General features: G+C 73.3%; 14 protein-coding genes and 1 pseudogene. 10 read left to right on the top strand and 5 right to left on the bottom strand.

Annotated features, from left to right (window positions below; translation table 11 throughout):
• Positions 1-1,035: a YihY/virulence factor BrkB family protein gene (locus ACZ4S3_RS21940; protein WP_467936672.1), complete on the top strand. Its 1,035-nt coding sequence runs from the start codon at positions 1-3 to the stop codon at positions 1,033-1,035.
• Between the two features lie 165 nt (positions 1,036-1,200).
• Here ACZ4S3_RS21940 and ACZ4S3_RS21935 read toward each other — a convergent pair whose 3' ends face one another.
• Both ACZ4S3_RS21935 and ACZ4S3_RS21930 read right to left on the bottom strand, forming a co-directional pair.
• Complete coding sequence (locus ACZ4S3_RS21935; RefSeq protein WP_467936670.1) at positions 1,201-1,416, bottom strand: hypothetical protein; 216 nt, start codon at positions 1,414-1,416, stop codon at positions 1,201-1,203.
• 233 nt (positions 1,417-1,649) lie between these two features.
• Positions 1,650-2,660: a PP2C family protein-serine/threonine phosphatase gene (locus ACZ4S3_RS21930; RefSeq protein WP_467937009.1), complete on the bottom strand. Its 1,011-nt coding sequence runs from the start codon at positions 2,658-2,660 to the stop codon at positions 1,650-1,652.
• A 346-nt stretch (positions 2,661-3,006) separates the two neighbouring features.
• Between ACZ4S3_RS21930 and ACZ4S3_RS21925 the strand changes: the two are divergent.
• From ACZ4S3_RS21925 to ACZ4S3_RS21910, 4 genes and pseudogenes are all read left to right on the top strand, one after another.
• Positions 3,007-4,074: pseudogene (locus tag ACZ4S3_RS21925) on the top strand (NAD-dependent epimerase/dehydratase family protein); the annotation flags it as partial.
• A gap of 21 nt (positions 4,075-4,095) precedes the next feature.
• A complete protein-coding gene (locus ACZ4S3_RS21920; protein WP_467937007.1) occupies positions 4,096-4,827 on the top strand; it encodes a glycosyltransferase family 2 protein in 732 nt (243 codons plus the stop codon).
• Positions 4,824-5,492 (top strand): TIGR04282 family arsenosugar biosynthesis glycosyltransferase, encoded by a 669-nt coding sequence (locus ACZ4S3_RS21915; RefSeq protein WP_467936668.1) that lies wholly within the window; start codon positions 4,824-4,826, stop codon positions 5,490-5,492. Before ACZ4S3_RS21920 ends, ACZ4S3_RS21915 begins: the two co-directional genes overlap by 4 nt.
• Positions 5,489-6,328: a class I SAM-dependent methyltransferase gene (locus ACZ4S3_RS21910; RefSeq protein WP_467936666.1), complete on the top strand. Its 840-nt coding sequence runs from the start codon at positions 5,489-5,491 to the stop codon at positions 6,326-6,328. The genes ACZ4S3_RS21915 and ACZ4S3_RS21910 overlap by 4 nt, the downstream gene beginning before the upstream one ends.
• A 418-nt stretch (positions 6,329-6,746) precedes the next feature.
• On the opposite strand, the gene ACZ4S3_RS21905 is transcribed toward ACZ4S3_RS21910, so the two are convergent.
• Positions 6,747-8,006 (bottom strand): molybdopterin-dependent oxidoreductase, encoded by a 1,260-nt coding sequence (locus tag ACZ4S3_RS21905; protein WP_467936664.1) that lies wholly within the window; start codon positions 8,004-8,006, stop codon positions 6,747-6,749.
• 157 nt (positions 8,007-8,163) lie between these two features.
• Here ACZ4S3_RS21905 and ACZ4S3_RS21900 point away from each other — a divergent pair, with 157 nt between their 5' ends.
• Positions 8,164-9,573 carry a hypothetical protein gene (locus ACZ4S3_RS21900; RefSeq protein WP_467936662.1) on the top strand — a complete coding sequence of 470 codons (1,410 nt, stop codon included), beginning with the start codon at positions 8,164-8,166 and terminating at the stop codon, positions 9,571-9,573.
• On the opposite strand, the gene ACZ4S3_RS21895 is transcribed toward ACZ4S3_RS21900, so the two are convergent.
• Positions 9,532-9,858 carry a hypothetical protein gene (locus ACZ4S3_RS21895; protein ID WP_467936660.1) on the bottom strand — a complete coding sequence of 109 codons (327 nt, stop codon included), beginning with the start codon at positions 9,856-9,858 and terminating at the stop codon, positions 9,532-9,534. The genes ACZ4S3_RS21900 and ACZ4S3_RS21895 overlap by 42 nt on opposite strands.
• A 179-nt stretch (positions 9,859-10,037) precedes the next feature.
• Between ACZ4S3_RS21895 and ACZ4S3_RS21890 the strand changes: the two genes are divergently transcribed.
• A complete protein-coding gene (locus tag ACZ4S3_RS21890; protein ID WP_467936658.1) occupies positions 10,038-10,553 on the top strand; it encodes a MarR family winged helix-turn-helix transcriptional regulator in 516 nt (171 codons plus the stop codon).
• 532 nt (positions 10,554-11,085) lie between these two features.
• On the opposite strand, the gene ACZ4S3_RS21885 is transcribed toward ACZ4S3_RS21890, so the two are convergent.
• Complete coding sequence (locus ACZ4S3_RS21885; RefSeq protein WP_467936657.1) at positions 11,086-12,291, bottom strand: serine hydrolase domain-containing protein; 1,206 nt, start codon at positions 12,289-12,291, stop codon at positions 11,086-11,088.
• A 271-nt stretch (positions 12,292-12,562) separates the two neighbouring features.
• On the opposite strand from ACZ4S3_RS21885, the gene ACZ4S3_RS21880 reads away from it, so the two are divergent.
• The 3 genes from ACZ4S3_RS21880 (at position 12,563) to ACZ4S3_RS21870 (ending at position 14,914) form a co-directional block, all read left to right on the top strand.
• Positions 12,563-13,249 (top strand): isochorismatase family protein, encoded by a 687-nt coding sequence (locus tag ACZ4S3_RS21880; RefSeq protein ID WP_467936655.1) that lies wholly within the window; start codon positions 12,563-12,565, stop codon positions 13,247-13,249.
• Between the two features lie 254 nt (positions 13,250-13,503).
• A complete protein-coding gene (locus ACZ4S3_RS21875; protein WP_467936653.1) occupies positions 13,504-14,241 on the top strand; it encodes a class I SAM-dependent methyltransferase in 738 nt (245 codons plus the stop codon).
• A 289-nt stretch (positions 14,242-14,530) separates the two neighbouring features.
• Complete coding sequence (locus tag ACZ4S3_RS21870; protein ID WP_467936651.1) at positions 14,531-14,914, top strand: hypothetical protein; 384 nt, start codon at positions 14,531-14,533, stop codon at positions 14,912-14,914.
• Positions 14,915-14,981 lie beyond the last annotated feature (67 nt).

Below are 14,981 nucleotides of genomic sequence, written 5' to 3'. Positions count from 1 at the left end.
GTGCAGCCAGCAAACGAACCAGTCAAACGGCCGGCGGGCCGTCTGACCAGGGCCCGGGTCCTCTACCGCAATGTCTCCAAGCGCCGGCTGGCGTGGCTGCTGCTCAAGGACATCGTCAACTCCTGCATGGAGTACCGCGTCACCGGTCTGGCCGCCGAGGCGGCGTTCTTCTGTCTGCTGTCGCTGCCGCCGCTGCTGCTCGGACTGATCGGCCTGCTCGGCTATATGGAGCAGTGGATCGGTCACGCGACCATCGACACCATCCGGCAGAACATCCTCAGCGCCTCCGGCACCGTGCTCTCCGGCAAGGGCGTGAACGAGATCGCCCGCCCGCTGCTGGACGACGTCTTCACCGGCCGCCGCCCCGACGTCATCTCGCTCGGCTTCGCCATCGCCCTGTGGTCCGGCTCCCGGGCGCTGAATGTCTTTGTCGACACCATCACCATCATGTACGGGCTCGACGGCCGGCGCGGCATCGTCAAGACCCGCCTGCTGGCGTTCGCGCTCTACCTCGCCGCCCTGGTCGTCGGCGCCGTCGCGCTGCCGCTGATGGTGGCCGGACCGGACGCGGTCGTCAGCTGGCTGCCGGCCAGCGCGGACGTCATCCGGACCCTGTACTGGCCGGTCGTGCTGATCCTGTCCGTCGCCTTCCTGACCACGCTCTACCATGCGTCCGTGCCGGTCCGTTCGCCCTGGCCGGAGGACATCCCCGGCGCGGTCGTCGCGCTCGGGATCTGGGTGCTCGGCAGCTTTCTGCTGCGGATCTACCTCGTCTCGACCGTCGAGGGGCCCACCATCTACGGGTCGTTGGCCGCACCGGTGGCCGTCCTGCTGTGGATCGGCGTGTCCGCCTTCGCGGTACTGGTCGGGGCCGCGACGAACGCCGCCTTCGACCGGGTGTGGCCGTCGGTCGCCACCGCCGCCGGGCGCGCGGAGCGGGAGCGGCGGGTGCATGCGGTGGGGGAGCGGAAGGGAACCGCGGGCGGCGACCGGGCCGATGGGGACGAGCCCGGCCGGGGGCCGTCCGGCGGGTGACGCGGTGCGCGGGCCGTTGGCAGTCCCGGGGCGCGAGGAGAGGATCCTCGGCTAGTCGCGCGAACGAAACTTCACCACGCGGACAATGCTTCGGCCGCAGCGGGAGATCTGTGTGCCGTGCCAAGGATCGCGCGGCGCGGTATGCGGCCGAAATGCGCGATGCCGTCAGATGGTGGGGAACCTCGCCGGGGGTTCCGGCTCCGTGATGCCTCGCTCGGGGTTGCCGAGGAACCAGAGCGCGCCGCGGTCGAGGCCGAGGGCGTCCAGGAGGAGGTCCAGCGCGGCGTCCTCGTCCGATACCGAGCGGCTCAGCCAGACGCACACCACGTCCTGGCCCTCATGGCGGGCGAGGGCGAAGTCCGTTTTCTGGAGGCGGAACATGGCGATGTCCAGGTTCCCTGAGCGTATCGGCCCGCGACGCGCGGGTCCGCCTCGATGTCCGCGGCGGCTTCACGGAGTGCGGGAAGGAGAGACATCCGCGCCTCCTCGGCCGGGCAACGGCCCGCATGTGTCGAGACGTTGACGGCGCTGACGACCCGGCCGACGTAGTGAGCGCAGCGAACGCAGTGCATCTGACGCCCTGCGCTGATCCACCAGGCATTACGGGACAGCCCTTAGTCCCCGTGCCCGGCCCGGTACCGCACCAGCAGCATCGCCGCGTCATCGTGCAGCGGCCCCTCGACGTGTTCGACCAGGTCCTCGCGCACCGCGCGCAGTGCCGCCTCGGGGTCGGGGTCCTTGAGCAGGGCGGCGCGTTCGTCGAGGGGGTAGAAGCGGCCCGTCGCGTCGCGGGCCTCGGTGACGCCGTCGGTGTAGAAGAGCAGCTGGTCGCCGGGGGCGAACGGCACCTCGTAGGGGAGGGGCGCGTCGGAGCCGTGCTCGGCGAGGCCGAGGGGAAGGGCGCGGTCGGGCGGGGCGGCGAAGGCGACCGAGCCGGTGGGGCGGACGACGAGGGGGGCCGGATGGCCGAAGTTGAGGAGGGTGGCGTGGGGGCCGTCGCCGACCTCGGCGAGCACGGCGGTGACGAACCGTTCGCCGGCCAGGTGCCGGTTCAGCGCCCTCTCCACCCGTTCGCCGACCGCGGGCAGATCCGGTTCGTCATGTGCCGCCTCGCGGAAGGCGCCGAGCACCACGGCCGCGGTCTCCACCGCTTCCAGGCCCTTGCCCTGGACGTCCCCGACGATCATCCGTACGCCGCCGGGTGAGGTCACCACCTCGTACAGGTCCCCGCCGATCCGCGCCTCGGCCACCGCCGAGGTGTAGGAGACGGCGATGCGCAGCGGGCCCGCGCCGCGCGGGACCGGGCGCAGCAGGACGCGCTGGGCGACCTCGGCGATCGACCGGACGCTGGCCAGTTCCGCCTCGCGGCGCTGGCGCATGACGGCGGCCACCACACCGGCGGCGGTGACCCCGGCCACCGTCAGCAGCGCCGTCAGCCCCCGCCGCCCCTCCAGCAGATCGCTGTGGAGGCCCAGGCCCACGCACAGGACGGCCGCGATCAGCCCGACGAGGACCGTACGGCGCCAGCCGCCGACCAGCCCGGCGAACGCGGGTCCCAGGGAGACCAGCGGCAGCAGGCCGAGCCCCGGGCCCACCAGGAGATCCGCCGCGCAGACCGTGGCCATCACGGTGTACGGGAGCGCGAACAGCACCCGGGAGCCGGTGCGCTGCTCTCTGTTCGACACGGCCAAGGGGTACTCCGACGGGGCATCAGGGGTGAGATCTTGCGCGGGGGAAACCGCCCCCGAACCGAGCATATGTGTCATATGCCGGACCGAAATACCTCGAATGCGGTCTGTTATCAAATCGCCGTCCGAAGGGAGAGCGGGCGGAGCGAGGTGCGGGGACCGTGCGGTGCGGGGAGCGCGTGGTGCGGGGACCGCGGTGCGGGGAGCGTGCGGATCTTACGGACCTGTGACACGGGCGCCGCCACGCGGGCCGGAGCGCCGTACCGCGCCTAGCGTGACCGGCATGCGTGTACTGGTCACCGGCGGCGCCGGATTCATCGGATCGCAGGTCGTGGCGGCGCTGGCGGAACGCGGGCACGAGCCCGTGGTCCTCGACGCGCTGCTGCCGTCGGCCCACCCCGAGCCGCCCGCGCCGCGGCCGGGCGTGCGCCGTATCGTCGCGGACGTACGGGAGAGCGCGGCCGTCGCCGAGGCGCTGCGGGGTGTGGACGCGGTCTGCCACCAGGCGGCGATGGTCGGCCTGGGCAAGAACTTCGCGGACGCGCCCGACTACGTGGGCTGCAACGACCTGGGCACCGCCGTACTCCTCGCCGAGATGGCCACGGCCGGGGTCGGCGCGCTGGTGCTGGCAGGGTCGATGGTGGTCTACGGGGAGGGGCGCTACACCTGCCCCGAACACGGGACGGTGCGCCCGGGGCCGCGCGCGGTGGCCGACCTGGACGCCGGACGGTTCGAGCCGCGCTGCCCCGCCTGCGGTGCGGCGCTGCGGCCGGGCCTGGTCGGCGAGGACGCGCCCGTCGATCCGCGCAATGTGTACGCCACGACCAAGCTCACCCAGGAGCATCTGGCCGGCTCCTGGGCCCGCGCGACCGGCGGCCGGGCCGTCTCGCTGCGCTACCACAACGTCTACGGGCCCGGGATGCCGCGCGACACCCCCTACGCGGGCGTCGCCTCCTTCTTCCGCTCGGCGCTGGCCCGCGGGCAGGCACCGACCGTGTACGAGGACGGCGGCCAGCGGCGGGACTTCGTGCACGTACGGGATATCGCGGCGGCCAATGTGGTGGCGCTGGAGGCCCTGGCCGACCGGGAGACGGGGACCCTGACCGCGTACAACACGGGCAGCGGGGAGCCGCACACCGTCGGGGAGATGGCCCGGACGCTGGCGGAGGCGTGCGGCGGGCCGGAGCCGGTGGTCACGGGGGAGTACCGGCTGGGCGACGTCCGGCACATCACGGCGTCCTCGCGGCGGATCGCGGACGAACTCGGCTGGCGGGCGGCGACCGGATTCGCCGAGGGGATGGCGGAGTTCGCACGGGACGGCATGCGGGCGGCACCGGCCCGCGCGGCCGCCGCCACCGCGCGCCCGGCCCCGGTGGACGTCGTGCTGCCCTGCCTGGACGAGGCCGCGGCCCTGCCCTGGGTGCTGGCACGCATCCCGGACGGCTGGCGGGCGATCGTCGTCGACAACGGCTCCACCGACGGCTCCGCCGCCCTCGCCCGCGACCTGGGCGCCACCGTCGTCCACGAGCCCCGCCGCGGCTTCGGCGCCGCCTGCCACGCCGGACTGCTGGCCGCCGACGCCGACATCGTCTGCTTCTGCGACTGCGACGCCTCCCTCGACCCGGGCCTGCTCGCCCCCTTCGTGCGGTCCGTGCAGGACGGCGCATACGACTTGGTGCTGGGCCGCCGCCGCCCGGTGGGCCGCGGCGCCTGGCCCCCGCACGCCCGGCTCGGCAACCTGGCACTGGCCCGGATGCTGCGCCGCCGCACCGGCCTGCGCCTGCACGACCTCGGCCCGCTGCGCGCCGCCCGCCGCACCGCACTGCTCGGCCTCGCCCTCACCGACCGCCGCAGCGGCTATCCGCTCCAGATGGTCGTACGGGCCGCCGACGCGGGCTGGCGCATCGACGAACGCGACGTCCCCTACCGCCCGCGCACCGGCCGCTCCAAGGTCACCGGCACCTGGCGCGGCACCTGGCACGCGGTACGCGATATGCGCCGGGTGCTGCGCCGCCCGCCGCTCGCGACCGGTGCGGATCCGTCCCGGTCGGACGAGCCCCGCCCGGAAGAGCCCCGTCCGGATGCGCGGGAGACGGCCCGATGACCGGACCCGCAGGCCCTCCGCGGCTTTCCGGGCCGACGACCGTCCTGGTCATCGCCAAGGAACCGGTGCCCGGCAAGGTCAAGACCCGCCTCACCCCGCCCTACACCCCCTATGAGGCCGCCCAGTTGGCCGAGGCCGCGCTGTACGACACCCTCCAGGCCGTCCGCGCCATGCCCGCCCGGCGGCGGGTGCTGGTGCTCGACGGCCGGCCCGGAAGCTGGCTGCCGGCCGGGTTCGACGTCCGGCATCAGTGCGCGGGCGGCCTCGACGAACGGCTGGCCGCCGCCTTCGCCGACAGCCCCGGCCCCACCCTGCTCATCGGCATGGACACCCCCCAGGTCACCGCCCAACTCCTCGCCCCCGCCCTGGAACCGGACGCCTGGCAGCACTGCGACGCCTGGTTCGGCCCGGCCGAGGACGGCGGATTCTGGGCGCTGGGCCTGGCCGCCCCCGCCCCCGGGCTGCTGCGCGGCGTCCCCATGTCCACCGCCCGCACCGGCGCCGTCCAGCGCGCCCGGCTGACCGCCGCCGGACTCCGCGTAGGGGAACTGCCGGCGCTGCGCGACGTCGACACCGCGGCCGACGCCGGCCATGTCGCGGCCCAGGCCCCCGGGGGACGGTTCGCCGCCACCCTCGCCCGGCTGACGGCGGTCGCCGAACGATGAGTCCCACCACGAACCGCACCCCGACCTGGGGTGCCGACCCTTACGCCGACGCACTGCGCAGCGGCCGCGGCCCGCTGTTCCTGCGCCGCTCCGATGGCTGGCTGCTGCCGCTGGAGGTCGAGCGCTGGTGCGCCGGGGCCGACGCCGCCGACCTGTCGGCGCTGCGCCGCTGTGAGGGCACCGTTCTCGACATCGGCTGCGGCCCCGGCCGGCTGGTCGCCGCGCTCGCCGCCCAGGGCCGGCGGGCGCTCGGCATCGATGTGAGTGAGGCCGCGGTGGCCCGTACGGCCGCGGTCGGCGGCACCGCCCTGTGCCGCTCGGTCTTCGACTCCCTTCCGGGTGAGGGGAGTTGGGGAACGGCGCTGCTGCTCGACGGCAACATCGGGATCGGCGGCGACCCCCTCGCCCTGCTCCTGCGGGCGGCCGAACTGCTCACCCGGCGCGGGCTGCTCATCGTGGAGACCACCCCCGCGGACGTCGACGAACGGGTCCAGGTACGGGTGGACACCGGGCACGGCGGCCACAGCGCCACGGGCGGGCTGTTCCCCTGGGCCCGGGTCGGGACGCCCGCGCTGCTGCGGTATGCGGCGGCCGCGGGCTGGACGCCCGGGGAGCAGTGGTCCGTCGCCGACCCGCAGGCGCCCGCCGATCAGCGGCCGGGCGCCGGGCGCTGCTTCGTGGCCCTGCGCCGCCGCACCCGCGCCGCCGTGCCGCGCAGCCGGGGCGCCGCCGTCCGGCCCAGCAGCAACAGGGCCGACAGCGCGAACAGTCCGGCGGTGATCAGCAGCCAGCGCGCCAGGAACACCTCGCCGGGCAGGCCGGTGGCGGACTCGTAGTGCGCCGCCGGTCCGCCGTCGCCGGCCGAGCCCGCGATCAGCGGGAACCACACCAACAGCAGCAGCGCCGACAGGGCGCCGGGAGCCCGTACGTATCCCGTCCACGCGCGGTGCCGCCCCGTGCCCGCCGTGGCCGCCCGCACCACCGTGTCGGCGAGCGAATACAGCGGCAGCAGTACCAGATCGTGCAGCAGCGCCGCCCCGGCGAACCACACCACGACGAGCGGCCACTGCGCACCGCCGAGCAGCCGCAGCCCCGCATAGCCGGTGAGCGCGAACGAGGCGAGCATCAGCAGCAGATGCAGCGACCCCTCGCCGTACCAGCGACGCCGCCGCAGCCGCCGCAGTCCCGTCCCCAGCCACGCCCCCGGCCGTTTCCCCCACCCGCCGGCTCGCTTCACGGCTCCCCTGACGGCTCTCACGACAGCTCCCCGAACGTCAGCCGGGCCACCCACTTGGTGTTGAGCACCCCCGGCGCCGCCGGCACGATGATCCGCGCCGGATAGCCGTGGTCGTGCGACAGCGGCGCGCCGCCCACCCGCAGCGCGAGCAGGGAACGCCCGTCGCGCACCTGGTTGGCGCGCAGGGCGGCCCGCCGGAACGCCCCGTGCAGCTGGAGCGACTCCACCAGGACGTCCGGCGGCCGCTCCCCGAGCCCCACCAGCGCCGCGAGATCGCGCAGCCGCACCCCGCTCCACAGCTGATCGTCCGTCGACCAGCCCTCGACACAGGCGATCGGCAGCGCCGACTCGTGCTGCGGCAGCCGCAGCAGCTCGGCGCGGCCGATCCGCACCTGGCGCCCGCCGCCCTCGACCGTCAGCCGCCAGTCGTCACCGGTGTCCTGCGGCCGGATGCCGGCGTATGCCGCGGTCTTGTTGATCTGGAAGCCGTTCGGGCCGCTTCCCGGGTCCCGCCCGCCGTGCGGCGCCAGCAGGGCCGTACGCCGCCACCACCCGCCGATGCTCTGCCCCGCCGTCGTCCCGAACAGCAGCAACGAGCCGCCGCCCACCAGCCACAGCGCCCCACGCCGCGAGACGGTCGGCGGGGCGGGCCGCGGCGCGACCAGCCCGGTGTCATCGGCGTCCGCCGCGGGATCCGTACGCTCGCGCAGCGCCTGTACGGTGCGCGGGATCCGCAGCACGACATGCGCCACGAACGCGCCGATGAACACCCACGCCCCGTAGAAGTGCAGCGGATAGAACGACCCGGGGAAGAGGTAGTCCAGCTGGATGTTGAGAATCCCCGTGACGAACTCGAACAGCGCCCCGCCCACCAGCAAAAGCAGCGACAGCCGCTCCATCGCATGGCCCAGGGACCGGGCCGGCGGCAGCGTGAAGAGCTTCGGGATGACCGACCAGAGCTTCGCGAGCAGGACGGGCACCAGCGTGATGCCGAGGGTGACATGCACCCCTTGGGTGACCCGGTAGAGCCAGTGCGGACCGGTCGGCCAGGCGAAGAGATAGAAGCCCAGCAGGCCCTTGTCGGGCGTCTTGTCGTTGACGCCGCCCGCCAGATTCGGGTTATAGGCGGCGTACGACAGCAGCCCGGTCACGAACAGCAGCGTGATACCGGCCAGCAGGACGACACCGAGCAGCGCCGTCAGCCGGGGGCCGCGCAGCGGGCTGCGCCAGAACGACGGAGAGGTAGGGGGCGGGGGAGCGAGGTGATGGGCGCGCATGAGGTGTCCTCGACGGTTCGCGCGACGAGGGTTCCGCCGCCGTGCCCCGACGGTAAGCCGCGAAGGGTGCGCCCAGGCGGCTACGACGCATGACGAAACTCTGACGTCGCTGCCGCGCGGCGGCCGGAGCGGCCCGCCCGCGCCCTAGCGTTCCGGTGTGACCCCTCGTCTGCCCTCCCGCGCGACCGCTCCTGCGACCTCGCGTGCGACCCCCGAAGAACGCGGTGTGCGCCGCGCCGATCTGCTGGCCGCCGCCGTCGGCGCCCTCCTCGTCACGGTCGTCGCCGTCGTCGGCACCGTCATCCAGCACGCCAACGGCAGCCTGCACGTCAACTGGCCCCCGCTGTACGCCTCTTGGTTCCCCCACATCGGCCCCGGCACCCCCGCCGCGCTCGCGGTCGCCGTCCTCGTCATCGCCTACGGACCCCCACTGGCGACCCGGCTGCCCTGGCGCTTCCTCCTCCTCGCCGGCTGGCTCGCGTCGATGGCCTGGACATGGTCACTGGCGCTGATCGACGGCTTCCACACCGGCATCGCCGGCCGCCTCACCACCGAATACGAGTACCTGACGGTCATCCACCGCTTCGACCATCTCGGCCCGGCGCTGCGCGACTTCACCCACCACATCCTCAACAACGCCCCGGACCACTGGCCCGCCCATGTCGCAGGTCACCCGCCGGCCGCGGTCCTCACCTTCGTCGGCCTCGACCGCATCGGCCTGAGCGGCGGCGCCTGGGCCGGCATCTGGTGCATCACCGCCGGCACCTCCGCCGCGGCCGCCGTCCTCATCGCCCTGCGCGCCCTCACCGACGAAAGGACCGCCCGCCGCGCCGCACCCTTCCTCGTCCTGGCCCCGGCCGCCGTCTGGGTCGGCACCTCCGCGGACGGCTACTTCGCCGCCGTCGCCGCCTGGGCCCTCGCCTTCCTCGCCCTGGCCGCCACCCGCACCACCCGCTCCCCGGCGGCGGCCGCCCTGACCGCGGGCCTCCTCTTCGGCCTCACCTGCTACCTCTCCTACGGCCTCACCCTCATCGCCGTCATCGCCGCCGCGGTCCTGCTGATCGGCCGTACCGCCCGGCCGCTGCCCCTCGCCCTGGCCGCGGCGGCGGCCGTCGGCGTCGTCTTCACCCTCGCGGGATTCGCGTGGTGGGAGGGCTACCGCCTCCTGGTCGAGCGCTACTACCAGGGCGCCGCGGCCGTCCGCCCGTACGCGTACTGGATCTGGGGCAACCTCGGCTGCACCGTCCTGATCACCGGCCTCGCCACCGTCGCCGGACTACGGCACGTCCTGACGGCGGCACCGCGCGCCCTCCGAAAGCTGCGGCACCAACCGCCCGGGACGGCCGCCGACCGCCTGGCCTTCCTCGTCCTGGCCGCGCTCGTCGCCCTCCTCGCCGCCGACCTCTCCGGCATGAGCAAGGCGGAGACCGAACGCATCTGGCTGCCGTTCGCCCTCTGGCTGCTGCCCGCGACCGCCCTGCTGCCCGCCGCCCGGCACCGCCACTGGCTGACCGCTCAGGCCGTCCTAGCCCTTCTCGTCAACCACCTTCTGTACACCGGATGGTGACGTCCAGTCGGGGTAGCTGGACCACGCGAACAGCGAACGGCTGGCGCTCACCCGGCCGGGGCGCAGGATCCGGATCGGGCCGCGATTGCAGGCCGGGCAGTCGGCACGGGTCAGCGGCGAGGCGACCCGGACGCCACGGACGAAGTAGTCGGCCCGCCGATGCCCGGACAGATCCGTGGTGTGCCGGATCTCGTACTCCTCTTCCCAGCCGTATCCGCAATGCAGGCAGACAAGTGAATACGCCTCGTGAACGGGCTCGGTGTCCCGGTCCCTGTCCCTGTCCATGGTCACCACTGCCTCTCCCCGCGCCCCGCGCACCGTGCGCCGGGACACGGATCCGTGCCGCACTTCTCCATTATTGCGCCGTGCCACCGCGTTCGGCGGGTGCGCGGGCGCGGGACCTCCGGCCATGCCCGTACGCGCCCGCCACCAGCGGAAATGCCGCCACCGGGTATAAAGACGCCATGGGGCATGACACGCACCTCGATCATGATCACGGCCTCGACGGCGACGCCGAGGAGGTCATCGCCGCCGTGCTGACCGCCTCCCGGCTGCTGGTGGCGATATCGGCCCGCGCGCTCGCCGAGAGCGATCCCACCCTCACCCTGCCCCAGCTGCGCGCCCTGGTGGTGCTGGACAGCCGGGGCCCGGTCAAGCTCGCCTCACTGGCCACCGCGCTGGGCGTCAATCCGTCCACCGCGATGCGGATGGTCGACCGGCTGGAGGCGGCCGGCGGCGTCGCCCGGCAACCCAACCCCGGCAACCGCCGCGAGGTCGTACTCCAACTGACACCCAAGGGCCACGCCCTCGTCGAACGGGTGCTGTCCCACCGGCACACGGAAATCGCCGAGATCGTCTCCCGCCTGCCGGCCGAACGGCGCGCCGGGCTGATCACCTCGCTGCGCGCCCTGACGGATGCGGCCGGCGAACCCCGCGTCGCACCGAGGCCGGCGCCACCGCCCGAGACGGCAGCGCCGTAGGGACGGCCGGGCCCGGCGACGCCGGCCAGTGTGCCGGCGCTGTCCTCCACCGGCGGGTACCGGGTCAGAGCTCTTTGATCAGCCGCGTGATCATGGGCACCGGGAGGTGCGGATACAGGATCCTCAGATGCCGCACGACCGCCGCACCACCCTTCTCGTACTGCACTTGGCGCGCCTCCTCGATCGCCTCGGCGCGGAAGTTCTCGTACGTGCGGAACGTTCGGTAGAACCAGTCACGCTGTCGCCTGCGCTGGTTGTGGACCGGACCTGGACGTCGAACCGGCCGAGGATTCCGACGGCTGTGACGGCCGGTGGCACATCACCCGAGCCGCCGCACTCAACCTCCGCCGACCGTTCAACCTCGGACTCACCCGAACCAACGGCACCTGGACACTCGCCCCGGCCACCGCATAGCCGAAAGGGGCCGTCCGACCCACGGCCGGACAGCCCCTCAACAAGATCCTCATCAGTCTTCCAGCGCCGGATCCGCCCGGCGGCCCGGCCCCCACCGCCCGGCCCCCACCACCCGATGTCAGCCGCGCACCCGCTCCAGGGCCTCATATGTCGCCGCGATCAGCCCCATATTGCGCGGATCGGCGTCACCGGTGGCACCTCCGCCGTACTTGTTCATCGCATACGCATACGACAACCGATTCTCCGGATCCGCGAAGGCATACGAGCCACCCGCGCCGCCGTGCCCGAACGCCCGCGGATTGGGGCCCGCCTGACCCTGGTGATTGAGCATGAAACCCAGCCCCCAGCGCCGCTCCGTCCCCGGCGGCGCGAGCGCATCGATCGCCAGATCCGGCTCATGCGGCAGACTCTGCGCCTCGCGCATCGCCTCCAGAGTGGCGGGCCGTACGAGCTTCCCGCCCGCCAGTGCCCCGTAGACGGTGGCCAGACCGTGCGCCGAGGCGTGTGCGTTGCCCGCCGGGATCTCGGCCGAGCGGTAGGCGGCGCTGTTGACGTCACCGGTGGGGATATAGGTCAGTGCCAGCATGACCACCGCCAGCGGATGATCGTCGAGCGCGCGGAACGGCGGCTTCGGAATACCCGGGAACCGCTCGGCGATCCGCGCCTCGTCCAGCTGCCCGACCATCTCCGCACACCGTGCGTGCTCCTCGGCCGGCGTACCGATGAACACCCGCGCACCGAGCGGCTCCGCGATCTCGCTCCGCAGGAACGCGCCGAGCGACACCCCGCTGATCCGGCGCACCACCTCGCCCACCAGGTACCCGAACGTCACCGCGTGATACCCCTGCGCGGAGCCCGGCTCCCACCAAGGCGGCGCGGCGGCCAGCGCCGCACACACGTAATCCCAGTCATAGGCATACCGCTCCGCCAGCGGTTCACGCGGTGCGATCACCCCGGCCCGGTGGCTGAGCAGCCAGCGCACCGGTATGTCCTGCTTTCCGGCCTGCGCGAACTCCGGCCAATAGCGCGCGACCGGCGCATCCAGCTCCAACTCGCCCCGGTCCACGAGGAGATGAGCGCACAGCGCGGTCATCCCCTTCGAGGTCGAGTAGACATTCACCAGCGTGTCGTGCCCCCAGGTACGGGTCCGCGCCTCGTCCGCGTGCCCGCCCCACAGATCGACCACCGCCTCGCCGTCCACGGTCACCGTCACCGCCGCGCCGACGTCCCCGTGCACCCGGAAATTCCGCTCAAAGGCCTCCCGCACCCCCTCGAATCCCGCCGCACAGCGCCCACTCACAGTGGCTTCCCCCACCTCTGCCATGCTGCCTCTCCCTCGCATCGTCCCCGCACATGTCGCGCCGTCCTCGCACATATCGCCCTCGTACGCCCATTCCGCCGGGACCGTCCCGTACGGGATGATCCGTCCGGTTCGATGCCCGTGGCAACTACGGGGGCCCGTACGGCGCAGTGCGGATGCAGATCTCCAGCGCGTACCACACCGCACCACACCGCACTGCACTGCACCGCACTGGGCCTCCCTCCACCCAGGAGCGCCTACCAGCACCCACCAGCGCCTACCGCAAGATGGAGCCATGACCGAGCAACCGAGCCCGCTCCGCCCGCCCTTGTGCCCCCGTCCCGTTGAGGCCCTCATCGTCGTCGACATGCAGACGGCCTTTGTCTCCGGTGGCGACGCGGTCCCCGACGCGGCCCGGGTGCTCGACCGGAGCCGCGACCTGATCGCCCGCGCCCGCGCCGCCGGTGCCCTCGTCGTCCACCTGCAGAACGACGGCCCGCCCGGCGCCGTCGACGCACCGCACACTCCCGGCTGGGAGCTTCACCTCCCCATCGAGCGCGGTCCCCTGGAGGCCGTGATCCGCAAGACGGACGACGACGGTTTCGAGGACACCCCGCTGGCCGCCCTGCTCGCCGACACCGGCGTCCGGGCGCTGGCCCTCTGCGGTGTGCTGTCCGAGATGTGCGTCAGCGCAACCGCCCGTACGGCCCTGGCGACCGGCTTCCGCGTCGTCCTGCCCCACGACGCACACGCCACCTACGACATCCCCGCGGCCCCCGGCATCGGCCCCCCGGTCCCGGCCGCCATGTCCGCCCGCGCCGCCGAATGGGCCCTCGGTGACGAGGTCGAGATCGTCGCCCGATCCGCGGAGGTCCCCTTCGCCGGCGCGCCGAGTGGGCCGGTCCGGGCGCGTGCACTCTGCGGCGAGGCCGAGGCCGAGGCCGAGGTCGAGGTCGAAGCCGAGGCTGAGGTGGGCTCCTGACGCGGCGGCGTGATCCGGCCTCCAGGTGTCCGGCGGGACCTCGCCCCAGAAACCCGGATCGACGCGGCGGGGATTGCCCCCGTGGCAGCCTTTGCCGGGTGCGTGGGCGACGTTCGCCTCCATCAGAGGGTCACGCCCTGCAGTCCCTCGGCCGAGCCTCTCACGCGACCGGATGCGGCATCCTGTCACGCCACCTGAGCTGGGCTTTTGCGTGCCCCGGACCTACCATCGCCGGATCGGGGAAGGGGAGTCGGATGGACCGGAACATCCGCACGATGGACGACGTACTCAGGCTGCTGGACGGCCTGTTCGCGCCGGAGGCCGACCGCTGGACGACCGACGCGGCCTCCTGGTGGGACGGCTTCTACGCGGACCGCTCCAAGCCGGTGCCGTTCTTCGCGGCGAAGCCGGACGAGAACCTGGTCTCCTACCTCGACCGCGGCCTGATCACCCCGGGCCGCGCCCTCGACCTCGGCTGCGGCCCCGGCCGCAACGCGCTCCACCTCGCCTCACTCGGCTTCACGGTGGACGCCGTCGACCTCTCCCCGGCGGCCATCGCCTGGGCCGAGGGCCGCGCCCGCGAGGCGGGGGCCGATGTGCGGTTCCGCTGCGGTGACGCCTTCACCCTCGCCGGCACCGAACTCGGCGGCCCGTACGACCTGATCTACGACTCCGGCTGCTTCCATCATCTGCCGCCGCACCGCCGCGTCAGCTACCTCACCCTGCTCGACCGGGCCCTCATTCCTGGCGGCCACTTCGCCCTCACCTGCTTCGCGGCCGGCGAGATGGGCTCCGAGCTTCCCGACGCCGACTTCTACCGTCAGGCGGGTCTCCATGGCGGCCTCGCCTACACGCCGGACTCCCTGCGCTGGATCTTCTCCGACCTGACGGAGATCGAACTGCGCCCCATGCGCGACGAACCACCCGAGTCCCCCCGCTTCGGCGAACCCTTCCTCTCCACGGCCCTCTTCCGCCGCGACGCCCGCCCGTAACGGGGCCCGGAGCGGCGGCGGCCGCATGGCCGGCCGCCCGGACGTCGTCGAGTGCAAGCACTTCGTGCTCGGGCTCGCTCCCTGGCGTGGGCAGGTGCGCCGTGATGCCTACAGCGCCTTCCTCGCCCCAGTCGGTGAGTAGCGTACCGCTCCGATTACATAGAGTAATGCTCTGGGGTGTCGTGGGGAAGTTGCGCCCATTCAAACCACTCGTTCGAGCCTCCGGTCGCACACAGCGGGCCATGGGGCGAGCCTGGAAGCGTTCGGCTCCCAGAGGAAGGCCCCGACTGTGAACAGCGCGGAAGAGACGTCACACGCGGTACACCCGGACGAGGTCGTGGTGGAGGTCGTCGGCTGCGCGACGAAGGACGCGCATGCCGTCTTCAGCGCGTTGCGTGAGTCCTTCGCCTCCGACCGGGCCGCGGACGATGTGCCCACGGAGGTGGCCGGGGCGGACACGACGGTGTGGACCGCGACGTTCGATGTGAGCGAGCTGCGGGCGGAGGCCGCGCCGCGGCCGCTGACCGCGCCGGTGACGGTCGATCTCCAGGGCGGCTACTGGGCGGTGGCCCGGCTGCGCGAGAGCCTGACGCACGCGTTCGCGGTGCGGATCCTCGGCACGGCCGCCGGTGACCAGGAACAGGAGGTCCAGCTGCGGCTGGAGACCCGCTGAGGGACACCCGTTGAGGGGCAGCCGCTGACGGACACCCGCTGAGGGACACCCGCTGAGGGCAGCCGGG

It is taken from the genome of Streptomyces sp. NPDC028368 (genome assembly GCF_055565615.1).
This window is presented reverse-complemented; position numbering and strand designations above follow the sequence as displayed.

Bases quoted from the DNA above. Each gene is read 5' to 3' on its own strand.
- ACZ4S3_RS21895 (WP_467936660.1), bottom strand. From the start codon at position 9,858: ATGGACAGGGACAGGGACCGGGACACCGAGCCCGTTCACGAGGCGTAT.
- ACZ4S3_RS21905 (WP_467936664.1), bottom strand. From the start codon at position 8,006: ATGCGCGCCCATCACCTCGCTCCCCCGCCCCCTACCTCTCCGTCGTTC.
- ACZ4S3_RS21935 (WP_467936670.1), bottom strand. From the start codon at position 1,416: ATGTTCCGCCTCCAGAAAACGGACTTCGCCCTCGCCCGCCATGAGGGC.
- ACZ4S3_RS21880 (WP_467936655.1), top strand. From the start codon at position 12,563: ATGACCGAGCAACCGAGCCCGCTCCGCCCGCCCTTGTGCCCCCGTCCC.
- ACZ4S3_RS21915 (WP_467936668.1), top strand. From the start codon at position 4,824: ATGACCGGACCCGCAGGCCCTCCGCGGCTTTCCGGGCCGACGACCGTC.
- ACZ4S3_RS21875 (WP_467936653.1), top strand. From the start codon at position 13,504: ATGGACCGGAACATCCGCACGATGGACGACGTACTCAGGCTGCTGGAC.
- ACZ4S3_RS21890 (WP_467936658.1), top strand. From the start codon at position 10,038: ATGGGGCATGACACGCACCTCGATCATGATCACGGCCTCGACGGCGAC.
- ACZ4S3_RS21885 (WP_467936657.1), bottom strand. From the start codon at position 12,291: ATGGCAGAGGTGGGGGAAGCCACTGTGAGTGGGCGCTGTGCGGCGGGA.
- ACZ4S3_RS21910 (WP_467936666.1), top strand. From the start codon at position 5,489: ATGAGTCCCACCACGAACCGCACCCCGACCTGGGGTGCCGACCCTTAC.
- ACZ4S3_RS21930 (WP_467937009.1), bottom strand. From the start codon at position 2,660: ATGGCCACGGTCTGCGCGGCGGATCTCCTGGTGGGCCCGGGGCTCGGC.